Annotated in this window: 19 protein-coding genes; 9 read left to right on the plus strand and 10 right to left on the minus strand. The window is 61.2% G+C overall.

Going from position 1 to position 18,548, the window contains the following annotated elements; translation table 11 throughout:
- Positions 1–81: 81 nt before the first annotated feature.
- From hofQ to pilM, 5 genes are read right to left on the minus strand one after another with little or no spacing between them, the layout of a single operon-like run.
- Positions 82–1,326 carry a DNA uptake porin HofQ gene (gene hofQ / locus ACK3CV_RS23435; RefSeq protein WP_164040095.1) on the minus strand — a complete coding sequence of 415 codons (1,245 nt, stop codon included), beginning with the start codon at positions 1,324–1,326 and terminating at the stop codon, positions 82–84.
- Complete coding sequence (locus ACK3CV_RS23440; RefSeq protein WP_060388417.1) at positions 1,323–1,685, minus strand: HofP DNA utilization family protein; 363 nt, start codon at positions 1,683–1,685, stop codon at positions 1,323–1,325. The genes hofQ and ACK3CV_RS23440 overlap by 4 nt, the downstream gene beginning before the upstream one ends.
- Positions 1,678–2,172, minus strand: a complete 495-nt coding sequence (locus tag ACK3CV_RS23445) for a hypothetical protein (protein WP_033636302.1) — start codon at positions 2,170–2,172, stop codon at positions 1,678–1,680. The genes ACK3CV_RS23440 and ACK3CV_RS23445 overlap by 8 nt, the downstream gene beginning before the upstream one ends.
- Positions 2,165–2,704, minus strand: a complete 540-nt coding sequence (locus tag ACK3CV_RS23450) for a PilN domain-containing protein (RefSeq protein WP_164141716.1) — start codon at positions 2,702–2,704, stop codon at positions 2,165–2,167. Before ACK3CV_RS23450 ends, ACK3CV_RS23445 begins: the two co-directional genes overlap by 8 nt.
- Positions 2,704–3,537, minus strand: coding sequence for a type IV pilus biogenesis protein PilM (gene pilM, locus ACK3CV_RS23455; protein ID WP_033636304.1), 834 nt, complete (start codon positions 3,535–3,537; stop codon positions 2,704–2,706). Before pilM ends, ACK3CV_RS23450 begins: the two co-directional genes overlap by 1 nt.
- A 121-nt stretch (positions 3,538–3,658) precedes the next feature.
- Between pilM and mrcA the strand changes: the two genes are divergently transcribed.
- A complete protein-coding gene (mrcA, locus tag ACK3CV_RS23460; RefSeq protein ID WP_033654851.1) occupies positions 3,659–6,217 on the plus strand; it encodes a peptidoglycan glycosyltransferase/peptidoglycan DD-transpeptidase MrcA in 2,559 nt (852 codons plus the stop codon).
- Between the two features lie 51 nt (positions 6,218–6,268).
- Here mrcA and nudE read toward each other — a convergent pair whose 3' ends face one another.
- A complete protein-coding gene (nudE, locus tag ACK3CV_RS23465; RefSeq protein WP_033636306.1) occupies positions 6,269–6,823 on the minus strand; it encodes an ADP compounds hydrolase NudE in 555 nt (184 codons plus the stop codon).
- A gap of 444 nt (positions 6,824–7,267) precedes the next feature.
- Here nudE and ACK3CV_RS23470 point away from each other — a divergent pair, with 444 nt between their 5' ends.
- From ACK3CV_RS23470 to ACK3CV_RS23500, 7 genes are all read left to right on the plus strand, one after another.
- Positions 7,268–9,403, plus strand: coding sequence for an intracellular growth attenuator family protein (locus ACK3CV_RS23470; RefSeq protein ID WP_164040092.1), 2,136 nt, complete (start codon positions 7,268–7,270; stop codon positions 9,401–9,403).
- A 98-nt stretch (positions 9,404–9,501) separates the two neighbouring features.
- Positions 9,502–10,182, plus strand: a complete 681-nt coding sequence (yrfG, locus tag ACK3CV_RS23475; protein ID WP_164040091.1) for a GMP/IMP nucleotidase — start codon at positions 9,502–9,504, stop codon at positions 10,180–10,182.
- Entirely contained in the window at positions 10,179–10,586 is a 408-nt protein-coding gene (gene hslR, locus ACK3CV_RS23480) for a ribosome-associated heat shock protein Hsp15 (RefSeq protein ID WP_033636309.1), read from the plus strand. Before yrfG ends, hslR begins: the two co-directional genes overlap by 4 nt.
- A gap of 25 nt (positions 10,587–10,611) precedes the next feature.
- Complete coding sequence (gene hslO, locus ACK3CV_RS23485) at positions 10,612–11,490, plus strand: Hsp33 family molecular chaperone HslO (protein ID WP_033636310.1); 879 nt, start codon at positions 10,612–10,614, stop codon at positions 11,488–11,490.
- A 195-nt stretch (positions 11,491–11,685) separates the two neighbouring features.
- The gene (gene pckA / locus ACK3CV_RS23490) at positions 11,686–13,305 is read left to right on the plus strand and encodes a phosphoenolpyruvate carboxykinase (ATP) (protein ID WP_015379308.1); all 1,620 of its coding nucleotides are present in this window, start codon (positions 11,686–11,688) and stop codon (positions 13,303–13,305) included.
- A gap of 126 nt (positions 13,306–13,431) precedes the next feature.
- The gene (locus ACK3CV_RS23495) at positions 13,432–13,695 is read left to right on the plus strand and encodes a FitA-like ribbon-helix-helix domain-containing protein (RefSeq protein WP_004930730.1); all 264 of its coding nucleotides are present in this window, start codon (positions 13,432–13,434) and stop codon (positions 13,693–13,695) included.
- Positions 13,692–14,171 (plus strand): type II toxin-antitoxin system VapC family toxin, encoded by a 480-nt coding sequence (locus ACK3CV_RS23500; RefSeq protein ID WP_033636311.1) that lies wholly within the window; start codon positions 13,692–13,694, stop codon positions 14,169–14,171. Before ACK3CV_RS23495 ends, ACK3CV_RS23500 begins: the two co-directional genes overlap by 4 nt.
- Positions 14,172–14,205: 34 nt before the next feature.
- Here ACK3CV_RS23500 and envZ read toward each other — a convergent pair whose 3' ends face one another.
- The 4 genes from envZ to cbpA form a co-directional block, all read right to left on the minus strand.
- On the minus strand, positions 14,206–15,576 hold the full coding sequence (envZ, locus tag ACK3CV_RS23505; RefSeq protein WP_033636312.1) for a two-component system sensor histidine kinase EnvZ: 1,371 nt from the start codon (positions 15,574–15,576) through the stop codon (positions 14,206–14,208).
- Positions 15,573–16,292, minus strand: coding sequence for an osmolarity response regulator transcription factor OmpR (ompR, locus tag ACK3CV_RS23510; RefSeq protein ID WP_004709363.1), 720 nt, complete (start codon positions 16,290–16,292; stop codon positions 15,573–15,575). The genes envZ and ompR overlap by 4 nt, the downstream gene beginning before the upstream one ends.
- Before the next feature lie 257 nt (positions 16,293–16,549).
- Positions 16,550–16,855: a chaperone modulator CbpM gene (locus ACK3CV_RS23515; RefSeq protein WP_033636313.1), complete on the minus strand. Its 306-nt coding sequence runs from the start codon at positions 16,853–16,855 to the stop codon at positions 16,550–16,552.
- A 5-nt stretch (positions 16,856–16,860) separates the two neighbouring features.
- A complete protein-coding gene (gene cbpA, locus ACK3CV_RS23520) occupies positions 16,861–17,823 on the minus strand; it encodes a curved DNA-binding protein (protein WP_033636314.1) in 963 nt (320 codons plus the stop codon).
- A 230-nt stretch (positions 17,824–18,053) separates the two neighbouring features.
- Between cbpA and greB the strand changes: the two genes are divergently transcribed.
- Complete coding sequence (gene greB / locus ACK3CV_RS23525; RefSeq protein ID WP_033636315.1) at positions 18,054–18,527, plus strand: transcription elongation factor GreB; 474 nt, start codon at positions 18,054–18,056, stop codon at positions 18,525–18,527.
- Positions 18,528–18,548 lie beyond the last annotated feature (21 nt).

Genomic DNA, 18,548 nt, shown 5'->3' on the forward strand with positions numbered 1-18,548 from the left:
CGCAGATCCCCCCAAGGGGATAAAAAAGTGTATCTGCTCATCAACTTTAGGAGATTTGCCGCCCGGCCGACAGGCAGCCGCTTATCCCTTAATCAGGGTCGGCGTAATGAAGATCACCAGCTCGCGTTTTTTCTGTTGCGCGCCGCTTTGCCGGAACAAGCCCCCCAGCAGTGGTGCATCGCCCAATCCCGGCACCTTGTCCGCCGTCTTGCCGCTATGCCGTTGAAAAATACCGCCGAGCACCAGGGTTTCGCCGTTTTTCACCGTGATCTGCGTCTTAATCTCCTGTTTATCGATGGTCAGCGCTTCCCCCGCGCCCCGGCTGATGGCGCGCCCCGGCATATTTTGGCTGATGTGCAGCGTCAGCGTGATGCGTCCGTCCGGCAACACCTTGGGCGTCACCTCCATGCCCAGCACCGCCTCTTTGAACTCGATCGCGGTCGCACCGCTGGCGCCGCTCGACACTTCGTAAGGGATCTCGGTTCCCTGTTTGATACTGGCGGTTTGCAGATGCGCCGTCAGCAGGCGCGGGCTGGCGATGATCTCCACCTGATTCTCCTGCTCCAGCGCCGTCAGCTCGAGGCTCAGCAAACGCCCGCTGATGCGCGCCAGATGAAAACCGGCGTTCACGGCGCCGCGTTCCAGCGGCAGATTGACACCGACATTACCCGGCCGCAACGGCCGCGCCGGCCTGTCGTCGGCCGCCAACCCCCAACGCACGCCAAGCTCACGCAGGCTTTCGCGGTTGATGGTCACGATATGCGCCGCCAGTTGCACCTGCGCCAGCGGCGCGTCCATTTCCGTCACCCGTTTTTTCAACTGCGTCAGGATTGGCGCGGTGTCGCGCAGCAGCAGCGTATTGGTGCGCTTATCCGCCAGCACGCTGCCTCGCTCGCTGAGCAAGGCGCCGCGTTGGGCGTTGAGGCTTTCGGCAATTTCCGCCGCATCGCCGTTCTGTAACGTCAGGGTCAGGCTGTGCAGCGGTTGCCGCTGCGCCAGCGCTTCTCGCTGCTGTTTTTTTTCCTGCGCGTCCGGCTCCGGGGCGATCAGCATCACGCTCCCCTCCCGCGTCATCGTCAGCTTGCCCATACGCAGAGTCAGCGCCAGCGCCTGAGGCCAGGGCACATTCTCCAGCCGCAGCGTCAGGTTGCCGCTCACGCCGGGCGCGGCGATCAGGTTCATCTGCCGATAATCCGCCAGCGCCTGCAGGATGACCGTCACCGGCGCATCCTGAAACTCCAGGGAAACCCGCTGTTTATCCTGCGCCTGCGCGGCGCCGAGCGCCAGGCACCACAGCGCCACGCCCAATCCAGCGCGTCCTTTCATGGTTTGCCATCCTTGTTGTTGTCCATCATGAGCGAGATGTCGCTCTGGCTCGCCGGGCAATCCGGTTCGGCCGCCAGCGCCGTTAACGTCAGGCTGCGCGCCTGCACCTGCGTCACCTGCCAGCGCTCGGCCAGCACCCGCTGCTGCGGCCGCAGGCGTAGCCATTGCCCCGCCGGCGTCACCACCCAGCCATAGCGCAGCGCCGGGTGCCCGATGACGCCTTTCAGTCGCCAGCCCGCCGGCGATGCCTCCGTTTGGGCACAAGCAGGTAGCGGAGGCGGCGCAAACGGATCGCGCGGCTCAGCGCATAAGGCCCACGGCCATAGCAGCCACCACCAACGGCCAGGTCTTTTACTCATCGGCCTGCTCCTCGGCGGCATCCTGTAAAACCAACCGCGCCGTCATGCCCTGCGGCGGTGTCTCCACGCTCAGCTGCTGGAGGCGCAAATCGGCGGGCAGCGCCTCCAGCAGCACCAGCAAACCGGCGTAGTCAATGCGCAAGCTCAGCGTTTGCCGCGGCGGTTTTTCCTGCCGCTGCCAGCGCAACAGGGCGCCCCCCGCTCGTTGCAGCACGCTCGCCAGATCGCCGGTGGCGATCGGCGCAAGCGGCGCCGCCGGGATAGCGGTTTGCGGCGTCTCTTCCAACTGGCTCTGCACCATGGCGATCTGTTGCAACAGGCGCTGTTGCCGCTCCGCCGCGCTTTCCCGCTGACGCCATTCGTCTTGCAGCATCCAGCCGCCGCCCAACAGCGCCAACGCGCCAATGCCCAGCCCTTGCGCCACCAGCAATAGCCAACCCGGCAAGCTCAGCCAGAAGCGCAGCCCGGATGACAAACGGCTATCCATCACGCCCCCAGCGCGCCGCCAGGTGAAAGGAGTACAGGCCGTCTTCGCGTTGCGCCACCTCAGCCAAACGCAGCCGTGGCAACGCAGGCATCCCCGCCAGCCGTCGTTCGAACTGCGTGATGGCCGCAGGAGAGCGGCTCAATCCACGCAGCCGCAGGCCGTTCACCGCATCGCTGTCCAGCGCCGTGAGCCACAGCGGGGGAGGAACGCTGGAGGACAATTGCTGCAGCAGCTGCAAATGACGCCGGTTATGTTGGGCGTTGCTCGCCTGCCGTTCGGCGCGGACGCTGTGCAGCGCTCGCTGCGCCCGCTCTTGCTGCTGCTGGCGGACGAGCAACGTCAATGCCGCCAGCTCTTCACCCAGCATCGCCAGCCGCGCCTGCCGCTGCGCCTGTTGATGCTGCAGCTGGCCGGCGATCAGGAACAGTGCCAGCAGCAGCGCCGCTACCTGCAACAGCAGCACGCCCAGCCAGAAATAGCCGCGCCGCCGCTCGCGGCGCTGGCGCCAGGGCAGAAAGTTGACCTGATACATCAGCGATCCTCCTCGCGCAGCGCCAGACCACCGGCCAACGCGAACGCCGAAGGATGCGCAGGCAACGGCGGCCGCAGCTGCGTGAAGGCGCTGAGCGGCGACCAGCCAAGGCAACCGGCGGGCAAGGCTCCCGCCAGCACGCCGCCGGCATAGACCGGCCGATCGTCGCCCACCGGCATCTGGGCTTGCAGCGCCCGCAGCGCCTGCGCGTCATCGTCGCCCGGCGCCAGACCAAAAGCGAACGCGCCGTCGGCCGGCGCCACCCACAGCCATTCTCGTTCGAGACGGTGCATCAGCCCCGCAGCGGGCGGCACGCCTGCCGCCGTCGCCATCATGCGCAGCGCACAGGGGGTGATATCGACCGCTTGCGGATGCAGACCAGCCTGACGCAGACAATGCAGCCACTGCTGCAGTTCCTGCCGCCGCGCAGCGGTCAACAGCAGCGCCGCCTCATCCGCCGGCGCGGCGCGATAGTCGAGCGCCAACGTCTGGCCGTCGAGCGGGAACTGCTTCAAACCGTGGCCACCGATATAGTCGCTGCGTTCCGGCTCGCGCAGCCGCGCGTCCGGCTGCGTCATGCGCTGCTGCAACACGCGCTGCGCCGGCAGAGCAATGCGTAAGGAAATATGTCGCGGCAGTTGGACACGCCATTGCCGCAGGGCCCGGATCAGGAATTCGGAAGGTTGCAGGCAGCCATCGCGCAAAACCGCCTGCGGCAGCGCCTGCTGCCACCAGTGGCGCAGCTGCCAGCCGTTGCGGCGGCGTTGGGCCGCCACCGCCCGCACGCAGTCAATTTGTATATCCAGCCCTACCTGCCATGCTTGAGGGAACATGTTTCGCAAGCCTCCATAACATCAGATGATAAAAGAACATATCCATGTCGCAGGCTTGCCTTTATACTACCGCGCGGTTGTTTATAAACTGCCCAAATGACTTAGAAATGGGAAATCTCAGGTGAAGTTCGTAAAGTATTTTCTAATCCTTGCAGTATGTTGCATCGTGCTGGGAGCAGCCTCGATTTTTGGCTTGTACAAATATGTCGAGCCACAGCTGCCCGACGTCGCAACGCTGAAAGATGTGCGGCTGCAGATACCGATGCAGGTCTACAGCGCCGATGGCGAACTGATCGCCCAATACGGCGAGAAGCGCCGCATTCCGCTGAAACTGGATCAAATTCCGCCGGTGATGGTGCACGCATTCATCGCCACCGAAGACAGCCGCTTCTATGATCACCACGGCGTCGATCCGGTCGGCATCTTCCGCGCCGCCTCCATCGCGCTGGTCTCCGGCCACGCTTCACAGGGGGCCAGTACCATTACCCAGCAGCTGGCGCGTAACTTCTTCTTAAGCCCGGAACGCACCCTGATGCGTAAAATCAAGGAAGCTTTCCTGGCGGTGCGCATCGAGCAGATGCTCACCAAAGATGAAATCCTTGAGCTGTATCTGAACAAGATCTATCTGGGTTACCGCGCCTACGGCGTGGGCGCCGCCGCGCAGGTCTATTTCGGCAAAGACGTCAGCCAGCTGACCCTGAGCGAAATGGCGACCATCGCCGGCCTGCCGAAAGCGCCGTCCACCTTCAACCCGCTCTATTCGCACGATCGCGCCGTTGCCCGTCGCAACGTGGTGCTGTCGCGCATGCTGGACGAACACTACATCACGCAGGCACAGTACGATCAGGCGCGTTCCGAAGATTTGGTCGCCAATTACCATGCGCCGGAAATCAGCTTCTCCGCGCCGTATCTCTCCGAGATGGTGCGTCAGGAGATGATCAAGCGCTACGGTGAAAACGCCTATACCGACGGTTACAAGGTTTACACCACCGTCACCAAACGACTGCAGCTGGCGGCGCAGGAGTCGGTGCGCAACAACGTGCTGGCCTATGACATGCGCCACGGCTACCGCGGCCCGTCCAACGTGTTATGGAAAGTCGGCGAAGCGGCCTGGGATCGCAAACAGATTGTCGATTCGCTGAAAAACCTGCCGAACTACGGCCCGCTGGCGCCGGCGGTGATTACCGCCGCCAACCCGCAGGAAGCGACGGCGATGCTGGCCGACGGCAGCAGCATTGCCCTGCCGATGGCGACCATGCGCTGGGCGCGGCCATATCGCTCAGACACTCAGCAAGGCCCAACGCCGAAACGCGTCACCGATGTGGTGCAGGCCGGCCAGCAGGTGTGGGTGCGCAAAGTGAACGACGCCTGGTGGCTGTCGCAGGTGCCGGACGTCAACTCGGCGCTGGTCTCGATCAACCCGAACGACGGCGCGGTGAAAGCGCTGGTCGGCGGCTTCGATTTCAACCAGAGCAAATTCAACCGCGTCACGCAGGCGCTGCGCCAGGTAGGTTCGAACATCAAACCGTTCCTGTACACCGCCGCGATGGATAAAGGCCTGACGCTGGCCACCATCCTGAACGACTTGCCGATCACCCGTTGGGATGCCGGCGCCGGCACCGACTGGCGGCCGAAGAACTCGCCGCCGACCTACGACGGCCCGATTCGCCTGCGGCAGGGGCTGGGGCAATCGAAGAACGTGGTGATGGTGCGCGCGATGCGCGCGATGGGCGTCGACTACGCGGCGGAATATCTGCAGCGCTTCGGCTTCCCGGCGCAGAATATCGTGCATACCGAATCGCTGGCGCTGGGTTCCGCCTCCTTCACCCCGATGCAGCTGGTGCGCGGCTACGCGGTGCTGGCGAACGGCGGTTACCTGGTCGATCCGTACTTCATCACCAAAATTGAAGACGACAACGGCAATACGGTGTTCGAAGCCAAACCGAAAGTGGTGTGCAGCAGCTGCAACCTGCCGGTGATCTACGGCGACACCCACCGCTCGGCGGTGCTGTCCGACGACAACATCGAAAACGTCGCCACCTCGCAGGAAGGCAACAACAGCACGGTGCCGATGCCGCAGCTGGAGCAGGTTACCCCGGCTCAGGTACAGCAGGACGGCGACCAACAGTATGCGCCGCACGTCATCAGCACACAGCTGGCCTTCTTGATCCACGATGCGCTGAACAGCAATATCTTCGGCGAACCGGGTTGGATGGGTACCGCCTGGCGCGCCGGGCGCGATCTGAAGCGTCATGATATCGGAGGCAAAACCGGTACCACCAACAGTTCCAAGGACGCCTGGTTCTCCGGCTATGGCCCGGATACCGTGACCTCGGTGTGGATCGGTTTCGACGATCACCGCCGCGATCTGGGCCGGTCGACGGTATCCGGCGCCATCCCGGATCAAATTTCCGGCGGTGAAGGCGGTGCCAAGAGCGCCCAGCCGGCGTGGGACGACTTCATGAAGACCGCGCTGGAAGGCATCCCGGAGCAAAAAGTCACGCCGCCGCCTGGCATCATCAGCGTCACCATCGACAAGAGCAGCGGCAAGCTCTCTGGCGGTGGCGGCGGCAGCCGTTCCGAGTACTTCATCGAAGGAACGCAGCCGACGGACTACCCATCGCGCGATACCGGCACCACGCTGACCGATCCGGGCGGTGAAAGCCACGAGCTGTTCTGATCGAAAAGGGCCAGAGAAATCTGGCCCTTTTTTTGTTCGGCGCGAAGCGTATCAGCGCGATGCGCGCAAAAACGCCTCGGAGAGGAACAGCGCGCTGACGTTGCGCGCCTCACGGAAATCCGGTTCCGCCAGCAGCGCCATCATGTTGGCGATCGGCCAGCGCACCTGCGGCAGGGGCTCTGGTTCATCCCCTTCCAGGCTCTGCGGATAGAGATCGTGCGCCAGCACGATATTCATTTTGCTGGAAAAGTAGGATGGCGCCATCGTCAGCTTGCTGAGAAAATCAAAGCGCTTCGCGCCGAATCCCACCTCTTCCATCAGCTCGCGGTTGGCCGCCTCCAGCACGCCCTCACCGGGATCGATCAACCCTTTCGGGAACCCCAGCTCATAGGATTCGGTGCCCACCGCATATTCGCGGATCAGCAGCAGATCATCGCCAATCACCGGCACGATCATCACCGCTTCGCGATCCGAAGGCCGCATGCGCTCATACACCCGCCGAACCCCGTTGCTGAATTCCAAATCGACCGACTCGACGTTGAACAAACGCGAACGCGCGACCGTTTCCACTTTCAGAATTTTAGGTTTTTGCAGGTGTTTATCCATGATTGCCTCAAAAAGGTTACCCAGACGTGGACGGGGCAACCGAAATAATGATTGGCGTAACGCACGGCTCGTAGGCGCTCAAACGCTGACCAAATTCGATCCTGATCACATTGTGCGTTAAGGGCAAGCTCCGCCGCAACGCGCATGAGCAGTAATTTACTTTCTTTTAACAAGCGTAGCCAGCGGCCGGCGATTTTCCGTACTGATTCAGCAAACAGCGTGCAAGAAAATAGGATAATGCCGATATCGACGGCAGAGGCCGGTTGCTAGTATCACGCAGGCAAGAATCAGTGATAAAATGGCCTTGCGTCATGAAGGAATGAGATCCAGAGCGAGAATCTGTTTGTTCCCTCATTAGTTCTGGGTGCCTCCTGGCGGTTTACTCCGTATAATATTCAGCTTTTCATCAGGTTGGCGAAATTCACGGTGTGAGATGGGGATTGCATGAGCACAATAGTGTTGATATTGGCCTTAGTGCTTGTCTGTCTGATTGCCGCCGGTCTGTACCTGTGGTTCAGGGCCCGCAACCCGTCGGCGCTGGCGCACGCGCTGCCGTTTATCAAACCAGCCCACCGCAAGCTGACCGACGAAGAGCGCGCCGCGGTCGAATTCTACCTCAATCAGCAAAACAAGCTGAGCAACAAACTGTTGCCCGGCGGCGGCGCTACGCTGCCCGCGGCCAAACTGGCGCTCACCCCGCAAAGCGATAACGTTTATCCCGTCACGCACGCCATCACCCGCTACGGGCTGGCCAGCGACGATCCCAATAAATGGCGCTATTACCTCGACGCTGAAGAGGTGCATCTGCCGCCGTTCTGGGAGCCGTATATCACCGCCGACAACCATGTGGAAGTGATCAGAACCCAGACGCTGCCGCTGGTGATTTCGCTCAACGGGCATTCGCTGAAAGATCATATTCACGACCGGCCGCAGCCGCCGGTGGTGACCGCCGCGCCGACCAAAAACGCGTCCATCCGCAAGGAGGAGAGCGAGCATGTCGAGCTGGTCAATATTCGCAAGGAAACGCCGGAAGAGCATGCGCTGAACCGGCCGAACGGCATCCGTGAAGCCGTCATCATCTCCGTTGCGCTGCTGCTGCTGTTCTTCAGCCTGATAAGCCCGGTGCTGGTGATCCCCTGGATGATTTTCGTGGCGGTGCTGATGATCGCCTGGGGATGCTGGAATCTGTTCCGTCGCCCGGCCTCACGCGAGCTGAAGGAGATCCACTGTCTGCGCGGCACGCCGAAGCGCTGGGGCCTGTTCGGCGAATCCGGCCAGGGGCAGATCAGCAACATTTCGCTCGGCATCATCGATCTTATCTACCCGCCGCATTGGCAGCCTTACCTGACGCAGGACCTGGGCAAGACCACCGACGTGGACGTCTACCTCAATCGGCAGGTGGTGCGCCAGGGGCGCTTCCTCTCGCTGCATGACGAAGTGAAGAACTTCCCGCTGCAGCAATGGGGCCGCAACGCGGTGCTGGCCGCCAGCTCGGCGCTGGTGCTGCTGTTGCTGCTGATCTATATCCCGCTCAACCTGCCGCTGACCCTCAGCATGGCCTGGCTGCAGGGCGCGCAAAAAGTGGAAGTGACCAGCGTACAGGCGCTGGAGGCCACGCCGCTGCGCATCGGCGACACGCTGAAAGTGCGCGGCAGCGGCATGTGCTATGTGCCGCCGCCGGCCAACGGTGGCGGCGCCGCCAATTTCGCGCCGTTCGACTGCTCCGGCATCTATTGGAACAACGCCGCCCCGCTGCCGCAGCCTGAATCGGAAGTCATAGACAAAGCGACGGCCCTGCTGGCTACGGTCAACAGCCAGCTGCATCCGAGCGGCGCCGATCAGAAGGTCAACCCGCAGTTGGCCAGCGCCATCGAGAAATCCGGCATGATTCTGTTGGATGACTTCTCTGATATCGTTCTGAAAACACAGGATTTGTGTCAGGCAGAAAACGACTGCGTGCGGTTGAAAAACGCCCTGGTCAACCTGGGTAACGCCAAAAACTGGAGCGGTTTGGTGAAACGCGCCAGATCCGGCGCGCTGCAAGGCGTCAACGTGCTGCTGCGCCCGGTGAGTGCCGAATCGCTGGACAGCCTGACCAAAGTGGCCACGTCGTCGTTCATCTTCAATGAAACGCGTCTGGCCGCCGCGGCGCTCAACAGCCCGCCGCCGGGCGGTTTCCTGATCCGCAGCGACGAAGGCCGCCAGCTGGTCAGCCATCCGCAATCCTCGGCGCCGCAGAGCGAATACAACGCCCTCGACCAGTGGAATGAGCTGCAGCGCCTTTCCACTCTGCTGCTGCATACCCCGTTCCAGGCGCAGGGGGTGATCACCAGCCTCAGCGTCGACGCCAACGGCACCCGCCACGTGGCGCTGCACAGCGAACCGGACATGATCACCCTGTGGCGCTACCTCGGCACCAGCCTGCTGTTGCTGGCGGTGGTCATCAGCCTGGGCTATAACGCCTGGCGGCTGGTGCAGCGTCGGCGCATCAATCAGCACCGCGTCGCCGATATTCAGCGTTACTACGACAGCTGCTTCAATCCGCAGCTCAATCCGATGTCGATGCGGCCGATGGCCTGAACCTGGCGTCGGGGCCTCCGCCCTGTCATCTGCTTATGCTACGCTAACGCTATTATTCTCATCTGCGGACCGCCCGTCGGTTCGCCCGTGGAGTTTTTATGGTTCCCGAGTTTGATTGGCCGCAGATCGATACCGTGCTGCTGGATATGGACGGCACCTTATTGGATCTGGAGTTCGACAGCCACTTTTGGCTCAGCCTGGTGCCGCAGGCGCTGAGCGAAAGGCGCGCCATTCCGTTCGACGAAGCCCGCAATATCATTGAGCGGGAATATCAGGCGGTGCAGCACACCATGAACTGGTATTGCTTCGATTACTGGAGCGAGCGGTTGGATCTGGATATCTACCGCATGACCAGCGAAGTGGGTAGCCGCGCCCGGCTGCGCGAAGACACCGAGCCGTTTTTACAGGCGCTGCGCGACGCCGGCCTGCAAACCATTTTGCTGACCAATGCGCATCCGCACAGCCTGGCGGTGAAAATCGAGCATACCGGCCTCGATCGGCACCTTGATTTATTGTTTTCCACCCACACATTTGGTTATCCGAAAGAAGATCAGCGTCTGTGGCAGGCGGTGCAGCAGCACACCGGATTCAATCCGCAGCGCACGCTGTTCGTCGACGACGGCGAGCCGATCCTCGACGCGGCGCGCGCTTTCGGCATTCGTTACTGCCTGGGCGTGCAAAACCCGGACTCCAGCACGGCGGAAAAAAGCTTCCAGCGCCATCCGTCGATGCGCGACTATCGCCTGCTGATACCGGCGCTGACCAAGGGGGAAGCATGAAGGAAAAAGCGACGCGCGACGACGCGGTCCGGCTGGACAAGTGGCTGTGGGCCGCACGCTTCTACAAGACCCGCGCGCTGGCGCGCGAAATGATCGACGGCGGCAAGGTGCATTACAACGGCCAGCGCGGCAAGCCGAGCAAGATTGTCGAACTCAACGCCGAGCTCAAGCTGCGGCAGGGCAACGAAGAACGAACCGTGATCGTGCTGGCGCTGAGCAGCCAACGCCGCGGCGCCGGCGAGGCGCAGCAAATGTATCAGGAAACCGAAGCCAGCATCGCCAACCGCGAAAAAATGGCGCTGGCGCGCAAGATGAACGCGTTGACCATGCCGCATCCGGACCGCCGTCCGGACAAAAAGGAGCGGCGCGACCTGATGAAATTTAAATTTGGTGAGCCGGAATAACCCCTCACCGCAATGAGAGAAGATTATGTCCAACCATGACCAATTGCACCGTTACCTGTTTGAAAACTACGCGGTGCGCGGCGAGCTGGTTACCGTCAGCGAAACCTATCAGCAGATCCTGAATAATCACGACTACCCGGCGCCGGTGCAAAAGCTGCTGGGCGAGCTGCTGGTCGCCACCAGTCTGCTGACCGCGACCCTGAAGTTCGACGGCGACATCACCGTGCAGCTGCAGGGCGACGGCCCGCTGAAGCTGGCGGTGATCAACGGCAACAACCGCCAGGAGATGCGCGGCGTTGCGCGCACCCAGGCGCCTATCGCCGACGACAGCACCCTGCATCAGATGATCGGCAACGGCGTCATGGTCATCACCATTTCCCCGACGGAAGGCGAGCGCTATCAGGGCGTGGTCGGCCTGGAAGGTGAAACCCTGGCCGAGTGCCTGGAAGCCTACTTCCGCCAGTCCGAACAGCTGCCAACCCGCCTGTTCATCCGCACCGGCGAAGCGGAAGGCCACGCCGCGGCGGCCGGTATGCTGCTGCAGGTTCTGCCAGCGCAGGACGGCAACCTCGATGATTTCGATCATCTGGTGCAACTGACCAACACGGTAAAAAGCGAAGAGCTGTTCGGCCTGCCGGCCAACGAAGTGCTGTACCGCCTGTATCACCAGGAAGAAGTCACCCTGTACGAACCGCAGGACGTGCAGTTCCGTTGCACCTGTTCACGCCAGCGTTGCGCCGACGCACTGCTGACCCTGCCGACCGACGAAGTGGCGGACATGCTGGAGCAGGACGGCAATATCGACATGCACTGCGACTACTGTGGCAGCCACTATGTCTTTGACCCGGTTGATGTTGCCGCCTTGTATGCGGGTAATACCGGCGAAAGCGACAGGTTGCACTAAGTTACACCCCCTTCGGCGGGCGCACCCGGCGCCCGCCAACGCCCGCCGTTTGCACGTTTGCTTTTTTCCGTGTGCTATCTCTCAGATCGTAACGAAATACCGCCTAAAACGTTAAATATTTGATACCCATCGCTGTTACGCACCGTTAGATCCCTACAATTGCCGCCAGAAATTCTGTGACCAAGGAGTAGTAACATGCGCGTTAAAGGTATAACCCCTCAGGATCTGGCCGCTTACGGCATTCACGACGTTAGCGAAATCGTTCACAACCCGAGCTATGAACTGCTGTTTAAGGAAGAAACAGACCCATCTCTGGAAGGTTTTGAGCGTGGGGTAGTCACCAAGCTGGGTGCCGTCTCCGTCGATACCGGCATCTTCACCGGCCGCTCGCCGAAAGACAAATACATCGTCCGCGACGACATCACCCGCGATACCGTGTGGTGGGCCGATCAGGGCAAAGGCAAAAACGACAACAAACCCCTCAGCCCGGAAGTGTGGGCCGATCTGAAACACCTGGTCACCGAACAGCTTTCCGGCAAGCGCCTGTTCGTGGTGGATACCTTCTGCGGCGCCAACGCCGACTCGCGCCTGAAAGTGCGCTTCATCACCGAGGTGGCCTGGCAGGCGCACTTCGTGAAAAACATGTTCATCCGCCCGAGCGACGAAGAGCTGGCTGACTTCGAGCCGGACTTCGTGGTGATGAACGGCGCCAAATGCACCAACCCGAACTGGCAGCAGCAAGGCTTGAACTCGGAGAACTTCGTCGCCTTCAACCTGACCGAGCGCATGCAGCTGATCGGCGGCACCTGGTACGGCGGCGAAATGAAGAAAGGCATGTTCTCGATGATGAACTACCTGCTGCCGCTGAAAGGCATCGCCTCGATGCACTGCTCGGCCAACGTGGGCGAGAAAGGCGACGTGGCGGTGTTCTTCGGCCTGTCCGGCACCGGCAAAACCACCCTCTCCACCGACCCTAAGCGTCAGCTGATCGGCGATGACGAGCACGGCTGGGACGACGACGGCGTGTTCAACTTCGAAGGCGGCTGCTACGCCAAGACCATCAAGCTGTCTGAAGAAGCCGAGCCGGACATCTACCACGCTATCAAACGCGACGCGCTGCTGGAAAACGTCACCGTGCTGGCCGACGGCAGCATCGACTTCAACGACGGTTCGAAAACCGAGAATACCCGCGTTTCTTACCCGATCTACCATATCCAGAACATCGTCAAGCCGGTGTCCAAGGCGGGTCACGCCACCAAGGTGATCTTCCTGACCGCCGACGCTTTCGGCGTGCTGCCGCCGGTATCGCGCCTGACCGCCAACCAGACTCAGTACCACTTCCTGTCCGGCTTCACCGCCAAACTGGCCGGCACCGAGCGCGGCGTCACCGAACCGACGCCAACCTTCTCCGCCTGCTTCGGCGCCGCGTTCCTGTCGCTGCACCCGACGCAGTACGCCGAAGTGCTGGTGAAACGCATGCAGGCCGCCGGCGCCCAGGCTTACCTGGTCAACACCGGCTGGAACGGTACCGGCAAGCGCATCTCGATCAAAGATACGCGCGGCATCATCGACGCCATCCTGAGCGGTGAAATCGACAAGGCGGAAACCGTCACCCTGCCGATCTTCGATCTGGCGATGCCGACCGCGCTGCCGGGCGTGAACCCGGAGATCCTCGATCCGCGCAATACCTACGCCAGCCTCGAGCAGTGGCAGGAAAAAGCGCAGGATCTGGCCGAGCGCTTCATCACCAACTTCGACAAATACACCGACACGCCTGCGGGCGCCGCGCTAGTCAGCGCCGGCCCTAAGCTGTAATTCGGTAGCGTTACCTCTTCAGCTAAGGCGCGGATCCCGCGCCTTTTTTTATTTTCAGCGATTGCTTTTTAACCAGCAAGGCGAGAAAATAAGTCAATGCAATCATTGATAGCAATGGAGGTTTCAATGGCTACTATCACCGTCAGAAATCTGGACGACGAAATCAAAGAGCTGCTGCGTATTTCAGCGGCGAAAAACGGCCATTCCATGGAAGAGGAAGCGCGCATGATCCTGAAACAGGCACTGGTGAAAAAGCCGCCGCGCTATGGATTGGGTACCTGGATGCATCAGCACTTCGCCGAATTTGGCGGCGTTGAGCTGGAGATCCCACCGCGTGACGCCGTGCCACCACGCATCGTCACCTTTGATGATGAAGATGACAACGCATGATCATTCTCGACACCAACGTCATTTCAGAAACGCTGCGCCCCAGCCCGTACTACAACGTCATTAACTGGTTAAATGAAAAGGACAATGACGATCTCTATCTGAGCGCCATTGTCCTGGCCGAACTGTTCAGCGGCGTCGCCTGCATGCCTGACGGCAAGCGCCAGCGGGATCTCAAGCTCAAATTGGCGGACGCTCTTGAATTGAAGTTCGAGGGGCAGATATTGCCGTTTGATGGGCTGTGCGCGATGCAATACGCGGAATTGACGGCAAGGAATCGGCTTCTGGGTAAAGCGATGAGCGTGCCGGATGCCCAAATCGCCGCCACCTGCCTGCATTACGGCGCCGCCCTGGCTACCCGCAATACCAAAGACTTCCTCCACTGCGGCATCGAGTTAATCGATCCGTGGCAGGCGCCGACCGGCCGTCGGTTGCATGAGGATGCGGCGGAATATTACGTGATGAGCAGGAAGTCCTGACGGGGCCGCAACGACGCGGCCCGCGCCAAGCGCGTCAGGCGTTTTCCCTGGCGGTTTGATGGCCGTTGGCCGACTCTTTTTTCTCCATCGGCAACGGAATATACGCGCGGATCAAGAGCCCGCCGCGTTCGCTGGTGCCGATTTCCAACTCACCGTCGTGCGCATCGATAATACGCTGCACGATCGCCAGCCCCAGACCGGTGCCGCTGGTGCTGCGCGCGCTGTCACCGCGGACGAACGGCTGCAGCAGGTGCTTCAACTCTTCCGGCTTGATGCCCGGGCCGTCGTCTTCCACCTGGAACCAGCCGCGCTGCAGCTCGCGGCCGCTGCTGACCTTGATCCAGCCGTTGCCGTAACGCGCCGCGTTCACCACCATGTTCACCGCCGCCCGCTTAATCGACAGCGGGTGCACGTTCATCATCAGCTCACCCGGCGACAGCGCGGTTTCAATCACCCGCTCATAGCCGCTTTCCGCCGCGACCACCTCGCCCAAAATGGCGTTCAGATCGCTGCTTTCGGTCGGCATCTCCTGCCCGGTGCGCAGATAATCGATGAACTGCTCGATGATGGCGTTGCACTCTTCGATGTCTTTATTGATCGACTCGGCCAGATAGCCGTCTTCGGCGCTCATCATCTCCGTCGCCAGCCGGATACGCGTCAACGGCGTGCGCAGATCGTGGCTGACCCCGGCCATCAGCAAGGTGCGGTCATCCGCCAGCTGCTTGACGCCCGACGCCATCTGATTGAATGCGCGAGTCACCGACCGCACTTCGGAAGCGCCATACTCGCGCAGCGGCGGCGGAATAATCCCCTTGCCCACCTGCAGCGCCGCATGTTCCAGCTCCACCAGCGGGCGGTTTTGAATGCGGATAAACAGCCAGGCACCGCCGATCGCCAGCAGCATGATCGCCAGCGTATAGCGGAACAGCGGAGAGAAGTCGCCCTGGTGGATTTCCGTCAGCGGCACGCGCACCCAGATATCGGGCTGCAGCCAGGTTTTCAGCCACACCACCGGGGAGTTCTTGTTCACCTCCACCCGCACATCGGTCGGCCCGCCGAGCTGCTGCGCCATCTGCTGGCTGAGGAACTGGTAGTGCTGCGCCCAGCGCAGGCCGCTCTCCTCCGCCGCCGAGTTGGTGTAGAGAGAGATGCCCAGTTCGCGGTAAATCTCGCGGCGGAACGCCGGCGGCACTTCCAGCAGCGTGCCGTCCTCCAGCTGCAGCCGATCGGTCATCAGCATACGCACTTCGTAGGCCAATACCTTGTTGAACTGCTGCAGGCTGGGCAGGATGGCGAAGTTCAGCACCACCAGATAGGTCGTCACCAGGCTGACGAACAGCAGGGTGACGATCAACAACAGGGTTCGGGCAAACGAGCTACGCGGTGAAAAGCGCAATCGCCTCATGCCTTGCTGCCGTCCGGGACGAACACGTAGCCGAGACCCCAAACGGTCTGGATATAACGCGGATGCGCCGGATCTTCTTCCACCATGCGGCGCAGGCGAGAGATCTGCACGTCGATGGAACGCTCCATGGCGCTGTATTCGCGGCCACGCGCCAGGTTCATCAGCTTATCGCGCGACAGCGGTTCACGCGGGTGGCTGACCAGCGCCTTCAGTACCGCGAACTCGCCGCTGGTCAACGGCATCGGTTCGTCTTCGCGGAACATCTCGCGGGTGCCGAGGTTCAGTTTGAATTTGCCGAACGCGATCACCGCTTCTTCCTGCGAAGGCGCGCCCGGCAGCTCGTTAGCCTGGCGGCGCAGCACTGCACGAATGCGAGCCAACAGCTCACGCGGGTTGAACGGTTTAGGAATGTAGTCGTCGGCGCCGATTTCCAGCCCGACGATGCGATCGACCTCTTCACCTTTGGCGGTGACCATAATGATCGGCATCGGGTTGCTCTGGCTGCGCAGGCGGCGGCAGATGGACAGGCCGTCTTCGCCCGGCAACATCAGATCGAGCACCATCAAATGGAAGGATTCACGGGTCAGCAAGCGATCCATTTGCTCAGCGTTGGCAACGCTGCGAACCTGGAAGCCCTGCTCGGTTAAATAACGTTCCAAAAGTGCGCGCAGGCGCATGTCATCATCGACAACCAGGATCTTATGATTCTCTTGCATGGTATTACTCCCAAAGGCTTTATTGCCTGACTCGAATATTGTTAGAAAACCTTGCCATTTGAGACAGCGTTTAATGGTATGTATTCTAGACGAAATTGTTACAAAGCTTATTCTTTTCCCCATTTATCAACAATTTTCAGTGAATGTCGACGGGGGTTCGTCAAAATATCGCCCTTTATCAGCGCAATGTGGGGCCGCGGCCCAATTTTACGCAATTTCGCCACCGGCAAACCGCACGGTGGCGTTTTGACGGCGAGTCAGGAAGTCTGCAGGAAACGCGCCAGCTGCCGGCGCAGCTGCCGGTTCTCTTGCTGCAGCGCCTCAACCCGATCAAGCAACGTCAGCGCCATGGCGATCCCCGGCCAATCCAGATCCAGCTCGGCCCGCAGCCTGCGCGCACGCTGCAGATGGCTCAGCGCCGGGTAGTCGAACTCCCAGCTCGGCTGCGCCGGCTCCAGCGGCACGATCACGCCCAGGCCGACGATCTCGACCAGCTCATCCTCTGAAATCTCCACCCGTTGGCACAGTTCCACCACGGTGAAAGTGATCTCTTTTTTCATCATGTGCTTTACTCCCATTCCGCGCGCGGGTTGAACGCCGCCTGTTCAGCCAGTTCTCGCCACAGGGCGCTGGCCTTCTCGTTCGGCTTCGGCGGCATCACTACCTTGAGAATGACATACAGGTCACCGGGCTCTTTCTTGCCCGCCAGCCCCTTGCCCTTGACCCGCAGCCGTTTGCCGCTCTGGCTGCCGGCCGGCACGGTCAACGCGATTTTGCCGGTCAGCGTCGGCACCTCAATGCTGGCGCCGAGCGCCGCCTCCCAAGGGGCGAGAGGTGCCACGATGCTCAGGTTGTGGCCGTCGATCTCAAACAGCGGGTGCGGCGCGAGGCGGATGACCAGATACAGATCGCCGTTCTGGCCGCCGCCCACGCCGGCCACGCCCTGCCCCTTGAGGCGAATGCGCTCGCCGTCGCCCACCCCGGCCGGGATTTTCACGTTCAGCGTTTTGCTGGCTTCGCTCACCTGCCGCCCCAGCTCGTCGTACACCGGCAGCTTGTAGGAGATCTCGCGGCTTTGGCCATGCAGCGTTTCCTCGAGGAACAGCGGCACCTCCATCTCGAGATCCTGGCCGCGGAAGCCATGCCCGCCGTGCGAGTGCGAAGCGGAGCGATGCCCGCCCGCCGCACGCCCGCCGAACATGCTTTCGAAGAAATCGGAGAAGTCTTGCGCGTCGGCACCGCCGCCGTGCCATGAAGCGCTCTGCTGATAGCCGCCGCGATCGCCGCGCGCCTGGCGGCCAAAGTTCGGATCGTTGCGGTGCAGCCGGATCTGATCGTACTCGGCGCGGCGCTCTTCGTCCTTCAGCACCTCATAGGCTTCGGCCAGCTCCTTGAATTTGCTCTCGGCGTCTTCTTCGGTGCTCACGTCAGGGTGATATTTACGCGCCAGCCGGCGGTAGGCCGTTTTGATGGTTTTCAGATCGGCGTTGGGCTCAACGCCCATCGTTGCGTAGTAATCTTTAAATTCCATGCGGTAATACCTTCAATGTGTTGGGTTGTGCGCCAAAATTCCTTGTCTCTCTCGCCAGATATCCTCCTTTCGTCACATTCCTTTTCCGCTATCGCTAAGCATACTCCCGATTGTTAAAAGCTGCGCAAACTGAATAACAACCGTGCGGCAACGCGCAGGCCCGCGCGCCATTTCTAAAGCCCCCCGCATTCACGTACACTGTGGCGGTGGCCCCATAAAGATAAATCACCATGAGAACTCAACTGATAACCCGTGAAGGGTATGACAAGCTCAAACAAGAGCTGGATTACCTCTGGCGCGAAGAACGCCCCGAGGTGACCAAGAAAGTGACCTGGGCCGCCAGCCTGGGCGACAGAAGCGAAAACGCCGACTACCAGTACAACAAGAAGCGGCTGCGCGAGATCGACCGCCGCGTCCGCTATCTGACCAAATGCCTGGAGCAGCTGAAGATCGTCGATTACTCCCCGCAGCAGGAAGGCAAGGTGTTCTTCGGCGCCTGGGTGGAGGTGGAGAACGACGACGGCGAGACCAAACGCTTTCGCATCGTCGGTTACGACGAGATCTTCGGCCGCAAGGATTACATCTCCATCGACGCGCCGATGGCGCGCGCCCTGCTGAAAAAAGAGGTCGGCGACGTCGCCACCGTCAATACGCCGCTGGGCGAGGCGCAGTGGTACGTTAACGAGATAGACTACCCGAAGTAAGCTTTCAGCTTTTTCCGAACC

It is taken from the genome of Serratia sp. TSO36, from assembly GCF_057808395.1.